We start from the raw sequence: 15,628 nt of genomic DNA on the forward strand, positions 1-15,628 counted from the left end.
GGTCCGAAATTCGGGCCCTTTTTGCTTTGTCAGAGACGAACTGTCTGGACTTCATGCAGGTCGGGGATCGAGTCGGCAGCCCCTTTGCGGGTTACCATGATGGCGCCTGCGCGGTTAGCGGTCCTGAGCGCTTGTTCCATCGGCTGACCACGATCAAGACCTGCAAGGACATAACCCGTAAAGGTATCCCCTGCCCCCGTCGTATCAACAGGTTCGACCTTGTAGGCTTCAAACGTCTTGTGAATGCCGTGCTCGGTTTCGAACCATTCTGCACCGCGTGATCCCAAGGTGATGATAACGTCACGCACACCAAGTTCCTGAGGCGTCTTGCCCAGCGCCTCGGTCAACTGGCGCGCCTCGACTTCGTTCAGGATGAGAAAGTCGATAAACTCGATCACATCCGAAACGGCCTTTGCGCTGAAGGGTGCCGCAGCATAGGCAACTTTGAGACCCATCTGCTTGGCAAGCGCGGCGGTTTCAACCTGAAGATTGGTTTCGTTCTGGCAAACGACACGGTCACCTGTATGCGCTTCGGAAAGCGCGGCCTGGACGGATTCCAGTCGGATCAATGTCGAAGCACCGGGTTGGATGATGATCGTATTCTCACCATCGTCAGCCACAGCAATAATGGCTTGCGAGGTCAAATCGCCGATCGTTTCGATATATCGGGTATCCACACCGTATTCGAGAAGCCGATCGCGGGCCCATATCCCGTCTGCACCAACCGCTCCGATGTGGTGGACCTGAGCGCCCGCACGTGCGGCGGCAACGGACATATTCGCCCCCTTGCCGCCGAGATAGATCGCCCGCCCCGTCGAACTTAAAGTTTCTCCCGGGGCGAGGATATGAGGCACGGAATAGACAATATCGGCATTGATAGAGCCTAAATTCCAGATCGCCATTTTACATTCCCTTGGTTAACGCACCTTGCAGGCTGCGATTGCAGCCATGTTCAGGATGTCATTAACCGTCGAGACAGTCGAGCAAATCTGGATGGGTTTATCGACACCTGCGAGAATCGGTCCGATCACGGTCGCGCCCCCCATTTCCTGCATCAACTTGACCGAGATCGAAGCCGAGTGGCGAGCAGGAACGACAAGGACATTCGCTGGTCCCGTGAGGCGGCTGAACGGATAATGCTCTGCTGAACGCGGATTTAGCGCAACATCTACCGTCATCTCGCCTTCGTACTCGAAATCTACACCACGCTTATCAAGGATTTTGGGTGCGACATTCATCTTGGTTGCGCGTTCCGATACGGGATATCCGAAGGTCGAGAACGATACAAAGGCAACCCGAGGATCCAGACCAAGGTCACGGGCAACGTCGGCACCGCGTTCGGCAATATCCGCAAGGTCCTCTTCGCTTGGCCATTCATGCACAAGCGTATCGCCGATCAGAACGATACGGCCCTTGTTGATGATCGCAGAAATCCCGACTGCTCCCGAAGAGGGAGATGCGTCAAACACATGATTGATGAGCTCAAGAACATGCGCTGATTTACGGGTAGCGCCCGTCACCAGACCGTCACCGTGACCATGTGCAAGCATCAACGCGCCAAAGACATGACGGTCTCGGGCCGCAAGACGGTGAATATCGGAGCGGTCGAACCCTTTCCGCTGAAGACGGTCATAGAGGAACGACTTGTAGGTGCTTAAATGCGAGGTGTTCTTTGCGTTGACGACTTCGATCTCGCTGACTGCGTCGGCAAGTCCTTCGGATGTCAAAAGCTCGGCCACTTCGGCTTCGCGGCCGATGACAAGAGCCTTGCCAAGACCGTTGCGTTGATACTGAACAGCAGCACGCAAAACGCGAGGATCGTCGCCTTCGGCAAAAATAATCGTTGCCTGAGCTGCGCGGGCTCGGGACTGAATTCCGCGCAGAATGCTCGCTGTCGGGTCCATGCGCGCCTTGAGCGACGCTTCGTAGGCGTCCATATCTACGATCGGACGACGTGCCACCCCCGTATCCATGCCTGCCCGAGCGACTGCGGGCGGGATTCGATGGATCAGGCGCGGATCGAAGGGCGTCGGAATGATGTAATCGCGACCAAATCCAAGCTTTCGGCCATAGGCCAGAGCGACTTCATCAGGAACATCTTCGCGCGCAAGTTCTGCGAGAGCTTTTGCACAAGCGATTTTCATCTCGTCATTGATCGCACGAGCATTGATATCAAGTGCACCGCGGAACAAATAGGGGAAACCGAGAACGTTGTTCACTTGGTTCGGATAATCCGAACGACCAGTGGCGACGATCGCATCCTCGCGAACTGCATGTGCTTCTTCGGGGGTAATTTCAGGATCGGGGTTTGCCATCGCAAAAATGACAGGATTCGGAGCCATGCTCGCAACCATCTCGGCAGTCACGGCGCCTTTGGCCGACACACCAAGGAAAACGTCCGCGCCCTTCATAGCTTCTTCGAGAGTGCGCGCATCGGTAACGGCGGCATGCGCCGACTTCCATTGGTTCATGCCTTCGGTGCGACCCTGATAGATCACGCCTTTGGTGTCGCACATAATGCAATTATCCTGCTTGGCACCCATCGTCTTGATGAGTTCGAGACAGGCGATGCCAGCGGCACCCGCACCGTTCAGAACAATCTTGCAGTCCTCGATCTTTTTACCCGAGATGTGCAGTGCGTTGATCAATCCCGCTGCACAGATCACGGCGGTGCCGTGCTGGTCGTCATGAAAGACCGGAATGTCCATCTCTTCCTTGAGACGTTGCTCGATGATGAAGCATTCGGGGGCCTTGATATCCTCGAGGTTGATGCCGCCAAAGGTCGGCCCCATGAGGCGAACGGCATTGCAGAACGCGTCGGGATCCTCGGTATCAAGTTCGATATCAATTGAATTCACATCAGCAAAACGCTTGAAGAGAACCGACTTGCCCTCCATCACCGGCTTGGATGCGAGTGCACCGAGGTTTCCAAGTCCAAGAACCGCAGTGCCGTTCGAGATAACAGCGACAAGGTTACCCTTGTTGGTGTAGTCATATGCGGTTTCCGGATTGGCATGGATCTCTTCACAAGGAACAGCAACCCCAGGAGAATACGCCAGCGACAAATCGCGCTGGGTTGTCATCGGGACGGTCGCTTGGACCTCCCACTTACCGGGTGTTGGGTCCATATGAAACGTCAACGCATCTTCGCGTGTGACACGAGCCTTCGCCATTTGCCTATCCCTCCTGAAGCGTTCCTCAGCCATAAGGGAGAGGTTCATTCCTCGCAACGGGTTCGTTTTCGACTTTTGTCGCTAACATCGGTCGTTTAGGTTCTGGTGCAACAAATTGGGGGACCGAATGAGCACTGGCGCAGTTACGCCGATGATGGCGCAGTATCTGGAGATCAAAGAAAATCATCCGGGTGCGCTCTTGTTTTATCGCATGGGCGACTTCTACGAGATGTTCTTTGAAGATGCAGTCGCGGCGGCAGAGGCTCTTGATATCGCTCTGACCAAGCGTGGAAAGCACAATGACGAGGACATCCCCATGTGCGGCGTCCCCGTTCATGCGGCCGAAGGCTACCTCCTCACCCTCATCCGCAAGGGCTTTCGTGTCGCCGTTTGCGAACAGCTGGAAGATCCCGCAGAGGCCAAGAAGCGTGGATACAAGGCCGTAGTGAAGCGTGATGTTGTGCGTCTGGTAACGCCAGGAACGCTGACCGAAGATAGCCTTCTTGATGCACGGCGCCACAACTTCCTCGCGGCGTATGCCGTGATGCGCGATGAAGGCGCGCTGGCTTGGGTCGACATTTCGACTGGCGCCTTCAATGTCATGTCCTGCCCGCAAGTCCGGCTTGGACCTGAACTTGCGCGACTGTCTCCGCGGGAAGTTATCCTGATAGACGATGCGGATACCGAACTCAGGAACATCGTCAAAGACGCAGGTGCTGCAATCTCGGAGCTTGGACGATCCGCCTTTGACAGCACAAATGGCGAAAAGCGCCTTTGTAGTCTCTATTCTGTCGCTTCTCTTGATGCCTTTGGCACCTTTGGCCGCGCCGAGGTTTCTGCGATGGCGGCCGTAGTCGAGTATCTCGAAATTACACAAAAGGGGAACCTGCCGCTTCTTCGGCCCCCTGTCATCGAAATGCATTCGCAAAATATGCAAATCGATGCAGCAACCCGCCGCTCACTGGAGCTTACCCACGGGTCCCAAGGTGGGCGCGCCGGGTCTCTCCTTGCTACGATCGACAAAACGGTCACCGCAGCGGGGGCCAGACTTCTTGAACGTCGGATTTCTTCACCGTCGTGCGATCTCCAGACCATCGTCCAACGTCAGGAAGCGGTTGCATTCTTTAACGAATCCTCAAGGCTTTCGGAAGATGTACGCGAGCATCTTCGCGCCGTTCACGATGTTGACCGCGCGCTTTCCCGTCTGGCGCTTGAACGTGGCGGGCCGAGAGATATGGCTGCCATTCGCAACACCCAAAGCGAAGCGGAGCGTCTGCATCAGGTTCTGTCGGGATCCAACTTGCCCGAAGTACTGAAATCCGCGGTCGAGTCGCTGGTTGGCCATGAAGAGCTATTGGAGCTGCTTGACCAAGCATTGGTCGCCGAGCCCCCACTTCTATCGCGGGACGGCGGCTTCATAGCACCCGGATACGACGAAGAGCTTGATGAAGCCCGAACACTCAGGGACGAAGGTCGCTCGGTAATCGCATGCATGCAGGCCGAGTTCATCGAACGCACGGGGATTTCGTCACTCAAGATCAAACACAACAATATTCTTGGCTATTTCATCGAAACAACCGCGACCCATGCGGAAAAAATGATGAGCGCGCCGCTCAATGAAACCTTTATCCACCGCCAAACAACTGCCAACCAAGTTCGCTTCACCACGGTTGAACTCAGCGAAATCGAAACCAAGATACTGAACGCGGGATCGCGAGCGATCGAGATCGAAAAGCGTCTCTATTCAAGCCTGAATAGTGCAATTGTTGCGCGCGCGGCAGAGTTGGGCCAGCTCAGCCGTGCCTTGGCAGAGCTTGATGTTGCTGTGAGCCTCGCGACGCTTGCGCGTGCGGAAAACTGGACAAGACCAAAGCTCGACAGATCACGGGCTTTCAACATCAAGGGTGGGCGGCACCCCGTTGTTGAACAAGCGCTTAAACGAACAGGCGAGCCCTTTGTTGTCAACGATTGCTCGCTAACCGAAACCCCGATCTGGCTTTTGACCGGTCCAAACATGGCTGGTAAATCAACCTACCTTCGCCAGAACGCTTTGATCGCGGTCCTGGCGCAAATGGGTTCATTTGTTCCCGCCAAGTCCGCCGAAATCGGTCTTGTGAGCCAAATCTTTTCGCGGGTCGGGGCATCCGATGATCTTGCCCGCGGCAGGTCAACGTTCATGGTCGAAATGGTCGAAACCGCTGCAATCCTCAATCAAGCAGACGATCGAGCCTTGGTTATCCTAGACGAGATCGGGCGCGGCACCGCGACCTATGATGGTCTCTCGATTGCTTGGGCGACACTTGAACATCTTCACGATGTGAACCGCTGCCGCGCTCTTTTTGCGACGCACTACCACGAAATGTCCTCGCTCGCCGAGAAACTGGACGGCGTGGATAATGCGACCGTATCCGTCAAGGAATGGAAGGGCGATGTCGTCTTTCTTCATGAAGTTCGACGTGGAACAGCAGACAGAAGCTATGGGGTTCAGGTCGCCCGGCTTGCCGGCCTTCCTCCGCTTGTCGTCGAGCGTGCCAAAGTCGTCTTGGAAGCGCTTGAAAAAGGCGAGCGTGAAGGCGGCACTGCACGTCAGAGTCTCATCGATGATCTGCCGCTTTTCGCGGCTATGTCGGCACCCGCAAAGCCGACAGAGAGTCAAAAAGCCTCGGCGGTGGAAGATCGCCTTAGGGAAATTTTCCCAGACAACCTTACACCGCGCGAGGCCCTTGATCTTCTCTACGAGCTAAAAGCTCTGAGCGGGTCTGATTAGGAAGCTGGCGTCGAAGATACGCCGACTTGCGCTGGACGCAGCAAGCGATCGTGAAGGAGGAAGCCCTCGGCCATCACCTGGATAATATCGCCGGCCTTGGTTCCAGGGACAGGCGCTTCAAACATTGCCTCGTGCTGCTGGGGATCAAATCGATCACCGACTTCAGGCTTAACAAGAGTAACGCCGTGCTTTTGAAACACATTCAAAAGTTCGCGCATGGTGAGCTCGATACCTTCGATCACAGCTGCCGATGTTTCGCGCTGCTCGTCCGAAATAGCCTGAATTGCACGGTTCATATTGTCATAGACCGGCAGCAAGTCACGGGCGAGTTTTGAACCGCCATAGTTCTCGGCCTCGCGGCGATCACGCTCGGCGCGCTTGCGGGTGTTCTCGGCGTCGGCAAGTGCACGCACGAAACGATCTTTGTAATCGTCGCGTTCAGCAACAAGCGCTTCAACTTCCTCGGCAGTCATGCCGCCGTTCTGAGCCGCTTCGATCTCGTCTGCTTCTGCGGCCAGTTCATCAAGGCTCTTGAGATCTTCGTTCTGCTCGGTCATTTCCGTCTTCCTTCTAGGACCGGTCGGACAGGACGCGCCCGACCAGCTGAGCTGTATAATCTACAATCGGGACGATCCGCCCATAATTGAGGCGAGTCGGACCGATGACGCCCACGGCGCCAATAATCTTTCGGTCGGCGTTCATATAAGGAGAAACGACCAAAGAGGAACCCGAAAGTGAGAAAAGTTTATTCTCTGAACCTATAAAAATACGCACTCCATCACCTTCGTCCGTAAGTTCTAGGAATTGGGCGATGTCCTGCTTTCTTTCAAGGTCGTCAAAGAGCGTTCGAATGCGTTCCAGATCTCCTGCATTCTCGCTTTCGTTCAAAAGATTGGATCTCCCACGCACGATCAACCGCTCGGTCGATTCGCCATGATTTTCCCAAATCGCAAGCCCGCTCTCGACCAATGCAGCCGCGAGAGCATCGATCTCTTGTCGTCTTGCTTCGATCTCGCGCTGCATGACGCGGCTCAACTCTCTCAAGGTGCGGCCCTGTGCGATCGCGTTCACAAAGTTTGCGGCTTCTCGCATCGAAGATGGTGTTTGTCCCGGAGGCGGAGTGAACAGGCGGTTTTCAACGTGGCCATCCGAGAACACAAGAACGACCAATGCTCGATCCGCGCTTAACGATACAAATTCGATATGCTTGATCGATGCTTCTTCATGCTTTGGCGTGAGAACAAGGCTTGCGCCACGTGTCACACCCGAGAGAGCGGCACCGACCCGATCCAGGAGCGAGGCAACGTCCAAGTCCGAATTCGTCACAGTCTTGTCGATGGTTGCGCGATCATCACCGTTGAGATCACCGACTTCCAAAAGACCGTCAACAAACATACGCAGACCCGACTGTGTGGGGATACGCCCTGCACTTACATGTGGGCTGCCCAGTAATCCGAGATACTCGAGGTCTTGCATCACATTGCGGATGGTCGCGGCACTCAAACTCTCGGACATATTGCGGGTCAATGTACGTGATCCAACAGGCGAGCCCGTTTGAAGATAGCCTTCGACCACCAAGCGGAATACCTCGCGCGAGCGATCATTCAACTCTGTCAATTGCGGCGTCTTATCGTTCATTCCAATGTCCTCGGGCAGCGACCCAATTAAAGCGAGGCGAGACGGAACGTCAATCGGGGTTGGATTTCTAACTTGGCCAGCGTATCGAAGGATAAATCACAAGGAGTTCCGATATGCGCCCGTCCGGTAGAAGAATTGATGAAATGCGTGAGATTTCAATTGAAATTGACGTGACCAAACATGCCGAGGGCTCGTGCCTCATCAAATGTGGCGACACCCACGTACTGTGCACGGCTTCTCTAGATGAACGCGTGCCGCCTTTTCTTCGCAATACCGGACTTGGCTGGGTCACTGCAGAGTATGGAATGCTGCCCCGCGCAACGAACACACGGATGCGCCGTGAAGCAAAGAACGGTCAATCTGGTCGCACGCAAGAAATCCAGCGTCTGATCGGACGTTCGCTTCGGGCGGGTGTTGATAGGGTTGCCCTTGGCGAGCGACAGATCACAATCGACTGCGATGTCATCCAAGCCGACGGCGGGACCCGCTGTGCTTCAATCACGGGTGGCTGGGTTGCACTGCGACTTGCAGTGAACAAACTGATGAAAGCTGGCGACATCATTACAGATCCTCTTTTGGCACCGGTATCGGCCGTCAGCTGCGGGATCTATGCAGGACAGCCTGTGCTCGATCTTGACTACCCCGAAGATTCAGAAGCCGGCGTCGATGGCAATTTTGTAATGACGGGCGGTAAACTTATCGAAGTTCAAATGTCGGCAGAGGGCTCGACCTTTACCCGCGATCAAATGAACCAACTGTTGGACCTCGCGGACAAAGGGATTGCGGATCTCACCGCTGCTCAGTTGGCTGCTGTAAAATGACCCGCCGTTTCGAAGGAAACTCGCTTGTTGTGGCAACCCACAACAAGGGAAAGTTGGAAGAGATTCAGGCTCTACTCGAGCCCTTTGGGATCAAGCTTACGTCCAATTCTGATCACGATTTGCCCGAGCCGGAAGAAACCGAAACGACTTTTGTGGGCAATGCAAGGATCAAGGCGCATGCCGCAGCCAAGGCGACCGGACTTCCCGCTCTAGCCGACGATAGCGGTCTTTCAGTAGATGCTCTTGGAGGCGCCCCCGGAGTTTACACCGCAGATTGGGCGGAAACGCCCAATGGTCGCGACTTTGTCATGGCGATGAAAAAGACCTGGGAAAAGCTGGAAGCGATAAATGCGCCCTACCCGCGTACGGCACAGTTTAGGTGCACGCTGGTCCTAGCTTGGCCCGATGGTCACGATGAGGTGTTCGAAGGAGTTATGCCTGGCCAACTGGTTTGGCCCATGCGTGGGGATCAGGGTCACGGCTACGATCCGATTTTTCAGCCCGAGGGCTTTGACATCACCTTTGGTGAAATGGACCGCTGGGAAAAGAATAAAATCAGCCATCGGGCAGATGCTTTCAACAAATTGGTAAAGGGCTGCTTTGCTTGAAGATTGGCAACATGGGGGCTTTGGGCTCTATATCCATTGGCCATTTTGTCAGGCCAAATGCCCCTATTGCGACTTCAATTCCCATGTAGCGAGCCAGATAGACCAAAGGCGCTGGCTCTCTTCCTACCTTTCGGAGCTCGATAGAGTTGCTTCGCTGACAGGGCCAAGGATTCTTGACTCTGTATTCTTTGGTGGAGGCACACCAAGCCTCATGGCCCCCGAAACCGTTGCAGCGATCCTCGAGCGCGTTAGGCGCAACTGGCAAACATCAAACAGCTTGGAAGTGACGCTGGAGGCCAACCCGACCTCTGTTGAAGCGGGCAAGTTCCTTGGATTTAAGGAAGGCGGCGTCAATCGGATTTCAATGGGCATTCAAGCCCTCAACGATAAAGATCTGAAAGCGCTTGGAAGACTGCATACAGCCGAGGAAGCCCAAAAAGCCTTTCGCATCGCAAGGGAAACATTCGATCGCGTAAGCTTCGACCTTATTTATGCGCGCCAAGACCAGAGCTTGGAGGAGTGGAAGAAAGAACTCGGTCGCGCTCTGGAAATGGCGATTGATCATTTGTCTCTGTATCAGCTGACCATCGAGGATGGCACAGCATTTGGTATGCGTCATGCCGCTGGCCGATTGACCGGACTTCCATCCGAGGATCTCGCAGCGGACATGTATGAGGCGACCCAAGAGATTTGCGACAAAGCGGGAATGCCTGCCTATGAAGTCTCTAATCATGCAAAACCCGGTGAGGAGTCACGACATAACCTTATCTACTGGAAGTATGGGGATTACGCCGGTATCGGACCTGGGGCGCACGGAAGGATAACGCGTGAGGGCGTTCGGCATTCTACATTTAGTCCGCTCAATCCTTCAAAATGGCTCGATCTTGTAGAACACAAAGGTTCAGGTCAAACCGAGATGGAGCCGCTCTCGCGAAAAGACCAATTTACAGAGTTCGTACTTATGGGGCTTCGTCTCACTGAGGGTATTTCCCAAACCCGTTTCAATGCATTTGCGGACGGTCCAGTGCATGACAATCTCGAAAGACTTATCGAGATGCGCCTTTTAGAGATTTCCCTGGAACGCATTAGGGCGACCCCTGAAGGTCGCCCCATTCTTAATGCAGTCCTGACTGAACTCCTCAGCGATTAACCAACCGACAGAAGTCGCAGGATTTCATCAAGCTGATCCAAATCCTGATACTGAAGAGAAATTCTACCGGATTCTTTCCCAGAGTCATGGTCAATCGAAACCTTGATCCGAAGCGTTGCAGAAAGCTCTTGCTCAAGCTGGATCGTGTCAGGGTCCTTTTCGGATGAGCGCGGCTTCTTCTCCTTTACCACAGATGGTTTCGCCCCCTTTGCGAGCTTTTCAGCGTCACGCACCGAGAGACCCTCTGCGATAATCTTGCGGGCAAGGGGTATAGCGTCGTCATTACCAACAAGCGTTCGGGCATGACCCGCGCTTAACTTGCCCTCGACAACATATCCCTGCACTTCTTCTGGAAGATTCAGCAGCCTTAGCATGTTGGCAATATGGCTTCGACTTTTCCCAAGCGCAGAAGCAAGATTGTCTTGCGTATGCGAAAAGCGATCCATGAGCTGTTTGTAGCCTGCAGCCTCATCAATTGCATTGAGGTCTGCGCGCTGGATATTTTCAATAATCGCAACTTCGAGAACTTCAGTGTCGGTAAACTCACGGACGATTACCGGAACTTCATGAAGTTGTGCGCGTTGCGCGGCGCGCCAACGGCGTTCACCTGCAACAATTTCAAACTTACTTGGATCACTTGGCATCACCCGCACGATAAGAGGCTGGATGATCCCCTTTTCTTTTATCGAGCTCGCAAGTTCCGACAGCGCGTCTTCGTTAAAGCTGCGCCTTGGCTGATTTGGGTTTGGTTGGACCCGCTCAACAGCCACATAAAGATCCGGAGCCTTTGGGCTTTGCTCCTGTGTTTCATTCGCCATCGCAACGTCTGACATCAAGGCAGAGAGGCCACGGCCCAAGCCACGAGGCTTATTTGTGCGATCATTCATCTAGATATCTCCCTTCAAGCCTCGCGGGCTACTATTTCTTGTGCCAATTCGCGATAAGCTTCGCTCCCTCGTGACGCACTATCATATTGCAAGATCGACATGGCAAATGACGGAGCTTCGCTCAATCGCACATTTCGAGGGATAATGGTATTGAAAACCAGCTCCCCGAGGTTTGACCGAGCATCTTCCTCCACCTGCTGCGATAGGTTGTTCCGACGATCGTACATCGTCAACAGCACACCTTCGATCCTAAGGTTACGGTTCGCACTCTGACGAACCTCTCGAATGGTCAACATCAACTGAGATAGACCTTCCAAAGCGTAAAACTCGCTTTGCAAAGGAATAATGACCGACTGCGATGCGACCAAAGCATTAATCGTCAAAATGTTCAGCGAAGGCGGGCAATCGATCAGAATATAGTCGAACGCAAACGCATCGATCGATGACTGACGCAAAGCGTCGTGCAAAAGAAAGCTGCGCTTTTCATTGCTGATTAGTTCCAGATCTGCCGAGCTCAGATCAGTCGTTGCAGGGATTATCTGTAAGTTTTCTACATCGGTCTGCTTGATTGCATCAAAGAGCGTCGCATCTCCAGCCAACAGATCATACGTCGTGTAGTCGCGGTCTTCGGGATTTATTCCAAGACCTGTGGATGCGTTCCCCTGCGGGTCCAGATCAACCAACAAAACACGTCGACCAAGCTCGGCCAAGGCAGCACAAAGGTTGATGGTTGTCGTTGTTTTACCCACCCCACCCTTTTGATTGGTGACCGATATGATTTTTGGTGCGGTAATTCTGTCTAAATCAGACACGCTCGATATTCCTACAAACTAAAAGAGATGCTTCAGGGTTGGTTGTGCTTTGAATGCGTCGATATGAAAAATGCCAGCTTTTCTCGGCTTCCTCTATTTCTTTTGAAGCGGATTGGCCCTTTGGAAAAATTGCCTGACCGTCTTTTTTCAAGTGCTGTTCTGCAAAACCAAACAGCTTATCAAGCGTAGCGAGTGCTCTCGCCGACAAGACGTCGGCTTGCTGGGGTTCTGTCTCTTCAATGCGCCTTGTGATTACTGTCGCATTCAGATCAAGTTCTCTGATCGCCGTACGCAGGAAAGTGCCCTTTCTTAGATCGCTCTCAATAAAGGTATGCGTCGCGCTAGAGTTTTTCTCTTTCGCAACGATGGCAACTATCACACCCGGGAAACCTCCCCCTGATCCAATATCAACCCACTTTTCATAGGCCGTGCATTCGTTTGCGACCTGGAGGGAGTCTACGATATGCCTCTCCCACAGGTTTGTCAGATCATTCTTCGAGACAAGATTGATGGTCGGGTTCCATTTTTGAACAAGTTGCTCAAATCCCTTAAGTCTTTCCATTGTTTCACGTGAAACATCTTGACCGATATAAGATGTCATGCAGAACGCTTCATGTCTTTGGAACGAACTTTGGAAATCAGCAACATCAACGCAGCAGGCGTCATTCCTTCAATCCGAGAAGCCTGTCCAATCGACTCCGGGCGAATACGTTCAAGCTTGAGCCTTAATTCGTTTGAAAGTCCCTGAATTGATGCATAATCAAGATCCACATCAAGCTTGAGCGCATCTTCTTTCTGAAGCGTCTGAATATCTTGTGCCTGTCGCTCGATATAATTCGAGTATAGAGCGTCACGTTTGATCTGGCGCAATGCGGCCATATTTGCATCGCGGGGCAGATTTACGATGGACAAAAGATCTGTTTCGTCAAAATCCGAGAGGGCGAGCGCTTGAAGCGCACTACGGCTATCGCTTTCAGGGTTCAACTTAGAGCCGGTTGAAGCAATTGATTTTGCCGTAACCCGTATTTGCTCGAGTTCCTGTTTGAGAGACGAAATCTTTTCCATCTTCTCTTGGAACAAAGCCATTCGGTTTGCCCCAACGCAACCCACCTTGCGACCAAACTCGGTCAACCTCTGGTCCGCGTTATCGGCACGAAGCGAGAGCCTGAACTCAGCACGCGATGTAAACATCCTGTAAGGCTCGGTCACTCCTCGGGTTATGAGATCATCAACCATGACACCGAAGTAGGAAGTTGTTCGGCTGAACTCAATTCTGTCAGCTTCTTTGGCTGAAGCAGCAGCATTAAGTCCGGCAATCAAACCTTGAGCGGCAGCTTCTTCATAACCTGTCGTGCCGTTGATTTGACCCGCGAGATAAAGACCGCTGATTGTTTTAAGCTCCAGAGTCGAAGATAATGACCGAGGATCAACATAGTCATATTCAATCGCGTATCCTGGCTGAAGAATTATAACATCTTCAAGGCCATAGATCGAGCGGACGTATTGTTCCTGCACGTCAATAGGGAGCGAGGTGGATATTCCATTAGGATAAATCGTGTGATCACCGAGACCCTCAGGCTCCAAGAAAACTTGATGCGAAGCCTTATCAGCAAAGCGCACCACCTTATCCTCGATCGATGGACAGTATCTGGGTCCAACACCTTCGATATGACCACCATACATGGCAGAGCGGTGGATGTTATCTGTAATGATCTGATGAGTTTTTTCGTTCGTGTGGGTGATACCACAAGCGATCTGCCGTGCGGAAACTGTGGTCGACAAAAACGAAAACAGCTCCGGTTCCTCATCACCCGGCTGTGACTCCAACTGATCCCACTTTATCGTCCTACCATCCAAACGCGGCGGAGTTCCCGTCTTGAGGCGACCCAGCGGCAGTCCAAACGAGTCCAGCCTTTGCGCGAGCAAATCAGAAGGTTTATCTCCGATCCGCCCGCCTCGACTTTTCTGATCACCGATATGAATCACGCCGCGAAGAAACGTTCCAGTGGTGAGGATGACAGCATGCGCTGAAATCTGCGATCCATCTGCAAGTACGACGCCGCTAATCTTGTCGCTTTCCTGGATAAGGTCGGCAACCTCACCCTCGATAATCGTCAAACCTTCCTGCTGCTCGGTCAATTTGAGCATTTCAGTGCGATAAATCTGCCGATCAGCTTGCGCTCTCGGGCCTTGAACAGCTGGCCCCTTTTTCCGGTTCAAGAGACGAAACTGGATACCTGCCAAGTCGGCAACGCGCCCCATGACGCCGTCCAGAGCGTCAATTTCGCGCACCAGGTGACCTTTTCCAAGCCCACCTATTGCCGGATTGCATGACATCACGCCAATATTCGACCTAGAGAGCGTGACAAGTGCTGTCTTCGCCCCCATGCGCGCGGAAGCATGGGCAGCCTCCGTCCCCGCGTGCCCACCGCCAACAACGATCACATCAAAGTCGTTTTGTTTCACGTGAAACATTCCTCACTTACCGATGCAGAAACTCGAGAAAATCTCGTCCAGAAGATCCTCGACATCAACTCTTCCAACCAACGAATCCAAGCGAAGGATCGCGGCTCTTATATCCTCGGCCAAGATATCAGGAATCGGGTCACCCTGCGAGAGCTGATCAAGCGCAATATCAAGGGCCCGCGCCCCACCAACAAGGCTTGTGCGATGCCGCTCGCGCATGGCGGTTCCGATCGAAGCTGTGCGCCCCTTTAAAATTGATGAAACTTTGGAAACAAGCTCGTCAATACCGCGGCCGGTTCTTGCCGAGATCGAGAAACCAGATGCTTCGCTCAGGTCAGACTTGGCAAAAGCGACAATGTCCTCCTTTTGCACTTCGAGAAGCGGACTGTCCCCATCCAGCAAAAGGTGAATTCTTACATCCGCTTGTTCAGCACGTTGCTTTCCACGCTCGATCCCGATCCCCTCGACGATATCTGTGGACTCGCGAAGTCCAGCGGTGTCGAGGAACGTGACCGGAAGCCCGTCCAAGTCCATCCGAACTTCGATAACATCGCGAGTAGTGCCCGCAATGTCCGAGGTAATCGCTGCTTCGCGACCCGCCAACCGATTGAGCAAAGTCGATTTACCAACATTAGGAGCACCAACGATCGCAACCTCGAAACCCTGACGAACTCGCTCAGCTATACGAACACCGTCGGCTTCCTTTGTGACTTCACTGTGCACCTCTGAAAGGAGCGTTCGCACCTCTGGATATACATCCACGGGAACATCCTCATCGACAAAGTCTATCGTTGCTTCGACAAGAGCAGCAGCTCGAACAAGTTTCGCCCGCCAACGATCAACTCGCTCACCAAGGTGACCTGAAAAAACGCGTATGGCCTGCTTTCTTTGAGCTTCTGTTTCAGCTTCAACCAGATCGGCAAGGCCTTCGACTTGGGCGAGGTCGAGCCGACCATTCAACATTGCTCGACGGGTAAATTCGCCCGCCTCAGCCTGACGAAGCCCATCTTGTTCGGACAATAACCTTAGAACCGACGAAACGATTGCGACACTGCCATGAAGATGAAGTTCAACAACATCTTCTCCGGTAAAACTTTTGCCATCACGAAAAACGATGACAAATGCTTCATCGATAAGTGAACCGTCCAAGTCTTGGATTTTCCGCAAGCCGCGGCTCGATGGAATCGAGCCACAAAGCTTCTCTACCGCAACAAAAGCTCGCGGCCCGGATATCCGGACCACGGCAACGCCAGCTTTCCCCGGCGCCGAAGCGAGGGCGAAAATCGTCTCCATCCGAGCAATCCTT

The 15,628-nt window shown here is 53.3% G+C and carries 13 protein-coding genes; 4 read left to right on the forward strand and 9 right to left on the reverse strand.

Annotated features, from left to right (window positions below; translation table 11 throughout):
• Positions 1 to 29: 29 nt before the first annotated feature.
• Together QQG91_RS14100 and QQG91_RS14105 are read right to left on the reverse strand one after the other, a co-directional pair.
• Positions 30 to 902 (reverse strand): ribokinase, encoded by an 873-nt coding sequence (locus QQG91_RS14100; RefSeq protein WP_285770853.1) that lies wholly within the window; start codon positions 900 to 902, stop codon positions 30 to 32.
• 15 nt (positions 903 to 917) lie between these two features.
• Positions 918 to 3,173 carry an NADP-dependent malic enzyme gene (locus QQG91_RS14105; protein WP_285770854.1) on the reverse strand — a complete coding sequence of 752 codons (2,256 nt, stop codon included), beginning with the start codon at positions 3,171 to 3,173 and terminating at the stop codon, positions 918 to 920.
• 127 nt (positions 3,174 to 3,300) lie between these two features.
• Here QQG91_RS14105 and mutS point away from each other — a divergent pair, with 127 nt between their 5' ends.
• Entirely contained in the window at positions 3,301 to 5,940 is a 2,640-nt protein-coding gene (gene mutS, locus QQG91_RS14110) for a DNA mismatch repair protein MutS (protein WP_285770855.1), read from the forward strand.
• Here mutS and QQG91_RS14115 read toward each other — a convergent pair.
• Entirely contained in the window at positions 5,937 to 6,497 is a 561-nt protein-coding gene (locus QQG91_RS14115) for a nucleotide exchange factor GrpE (RefSeq protein ID WP_285770856.1), read from the reverse strand. The two genes, mutS and QQG91_RS14115, sit on opposite strands and share 4 nt — an antisense overlap.
• Positions 6,498 to 6,510: 13 nt before the next feature.
• A complete protein-coding gene (hrcA, locus tag QQG91_RS14120) occupies positions 6,511 to 7,578 on the reverse strand; it encodes a heat-inducible transcriptional repressor HrcA (RefSeq protein WP_285770857.1) in 1,068 nt (355 codons plus the stop codon).
• A gap of 113 nt (positions 7,579 to 7,691) precedes the next feature.
• On the opposite strand from hrcA, the gene rph reads away from it, so the two are divergent.
• Genes rph through hemW form a run of 3 tightly spaced genes read left to right on the forward strand, consistent with a single transcriptional unit; the run spans position 7,692 to position 10,157 of the window.
• On the forward strand, positions 7,692 to 8,399 hold the full coding sequence (rph, locus tag QQG91_RS14125) for a ribonuclease PH (RefSeq protein WP_285770858.1): 708 nt from the start codon (positions 7,692 to 7,694) through the stop codon (positions 8,397 to 8,399).
• A complete protein-coding gene (gene rdgB, locus QQG91_RS14130) occupies positions 8,396 to 9,007 on the forward strand; it encodes an RdgB/HAM1 family non-canonical purine NTP pyrophosphatase (RefSeq protein ID WP_285770859.1) in 612 nt (203 codons plus the stop codon). Before rph ends, rdgB begins: the two co-directional genes overlap by 4 nt.
• Positions 9,000 to 10,157 (forward strand): radical SAM family heme chaperone HemW, encoded by a 1,158-nt coding sequence (gene hemW, locus QQG91_RS14135; protein ID WP_285770860.1) that lies wholly within the window; start codon positions 9,000 to 9,002, stop codon positions 10,155 to 10,157. Before rdgB ends, hemW begins: the two co-directional genes overlap by 8 nt.
• Here the strand turns inward: hemW and QQG91_RS14140 are convergent.
• From QQG91_RS14140 to mnmE, 5 genes are read right to left on the reverse strand one after another with little or no spacing between them, the layout of a single operon-like run.
• A complete protein-coding gene (locus QQG91_RS14140) occupies positions 10,154 to 11,044 on the reverse strand; it encodes a ParB/RepB/Spo0J family partition protein (RefSeq protein WP_285770861.1) in 891 nt (296 codons plus the stop codon). The two genes, hemW and QQG91_RS14140, sit on opposite strands and share 4 nt — an antisense overlap.
• A 14-nt stretch (positions 11,045 to 11,058) precedes the next feature.
• Entirely contained in the window at positions 11,059 to 11,856 is a 798-nt protein-coding gene (locus tag QQG91_RS14145; protein WP_285770862.1) for a ParA family protein, read from the reverse strand.
• On the reverse strand, positions 11,849 to 12,457 hold the full coding sequence (rsmG, locus tag QQG91_RS14150; protein ID WP_285770863.1) for a 16S rRNA (guanine(527)-N(7))-methyltransferase RsmG: 609 nt from the start codon (positions 12,455 to 12,457) through the stop codon (positions 11,849 to 11,851). The genes QQG91_RS14145 and rsmG overlap by 8 nt, the downstream gene beginning before the upstream one ends.
• Positions 12,454 to 14,331, reverse strand: coding sequence for a tRNA uridine-5-carboxymethylaminomethyl(34) synthesis enzyme MnmG (gene mnmG, locus QQG91_RS14155; protein ID WP_285770864.1), 1,878 nt, complete (start codon positions 14,329 to 14,331; stop codon positions 12,454 to 12,456). Before mnmG ends, rsmG begins: the two co-directional genes overlap by 4 nt.
• A 3-nt stretch (positions 14,332 to 14,334) precedes the next feature.
• The gene (gene mnmE, locus QQG91_RS14160) at positions 14,335 to 15,615 is read right to left on the reverse strand and encodes a tRNA uridine-5-carboxymethylaminomethyl(34) synthesis GTPase MnmE (RefSeq protein WP_285770865.1); all 1,281 of its coding nucleotides are present in this window, start codon (positions 15,613 to 15,615) and stop codon (positions 14,335 to 14,337) included.
• Between the last annotated feature and the right edge of the window lie 13 nt (positions 15,616 to 15,628).

Origin of the sequence: Marivivens sp. LCG002 (genome assembly GCF_030264275.1) — a bacterium.
Taxonomy (GTDB): domain Bacteria; phylum Pseudomonadota; class Alphaproteobacteria; order Rhodobacterales; family Rhodobacteraceae; genus Marivivens.

What these genes read in the sequence shown, in the direction of transcription:
- mnmG (WP_285770864.1), bottom strand. Translation starts at nt 14,331, where the DNA reads ATGTTTCACGTGAAACAAAACGACTTTGATGTGATCGTTGTTGGCGGT.
- QQG91_RS14115 (WP_285770856.1), bottom strand. Translation starts at nt 6,497, where the DNA reads ATGACCGAGCAGAACGAAGATCTCAAGAGCCTTGATGAACTGGCCGCA.
- mutS (WP_285770855.1), top strand. Translation starts at nt 3,301, where the DNA reads ATGAGCACTGGCGCAGTTACGCCGATGATGGCGCAGTATCTGGAGATC.
- QQG91_RS14105 (WP_285770854.1), bottom strand. Translation starts at nt 3,173, where the DNA reads ATGGCGAAGGCTCGTGTCACACGCGAAGATGCGTTGACGTTTCATATG.
- QQG91_RS14140 (WP_285770861.1), bottom strand. Translation starts at nt 11,044, where the DNA reads ATGAATGATCGCACAAATAAGCCTCGTGGCTTGGGCCGTGGCCTCTCT.
- hrcA (WP_285770857.1), bottom strand. Translation starts at nt 7,578, where the DNA reads ATGAACGATAAGACGCCGCAATTGACAGAGTTGAATGATCGCTCGCGC.
- QQG91_RS14100 (WP_285770853.1), bottom strand. Translation starts at nt 902, where the DNA reads ATGGCGATCTGGAATTTAGGCTCTATCAATGCCGATATTGTCTATTCC.
- rph (WP_285770858.1), top strand. Translation starts at nt 7,692, where the DNA reads ATGCGCCCGTCCGGTAGAAGAATTGATGAAATGCGTGAGATTTCAATT.
- rdgB (WP_285770859.1), top strand. Translation starts at nt 8,396, where the DNA reads ATGACCCGCCGTTTCGAAGGAAACTCGCTTGTTGTGGCAACCCACAAC.
- rsmG (WP_285770863.1), bottom strand. Translation starts at nt 12,457, where the DNA reads ATGACATCTTATATCGGTCAAGATGTTTCACGTGAAACAATGGAAAGA.
- mnmE (WP_285770865.1), bottom strand. Translation starts at nt 15,615, where the DNA reads ATGGAGACGATTTTCGCCCTCGCTTCGGCGCCGGGGAAAGCTGGCGTT.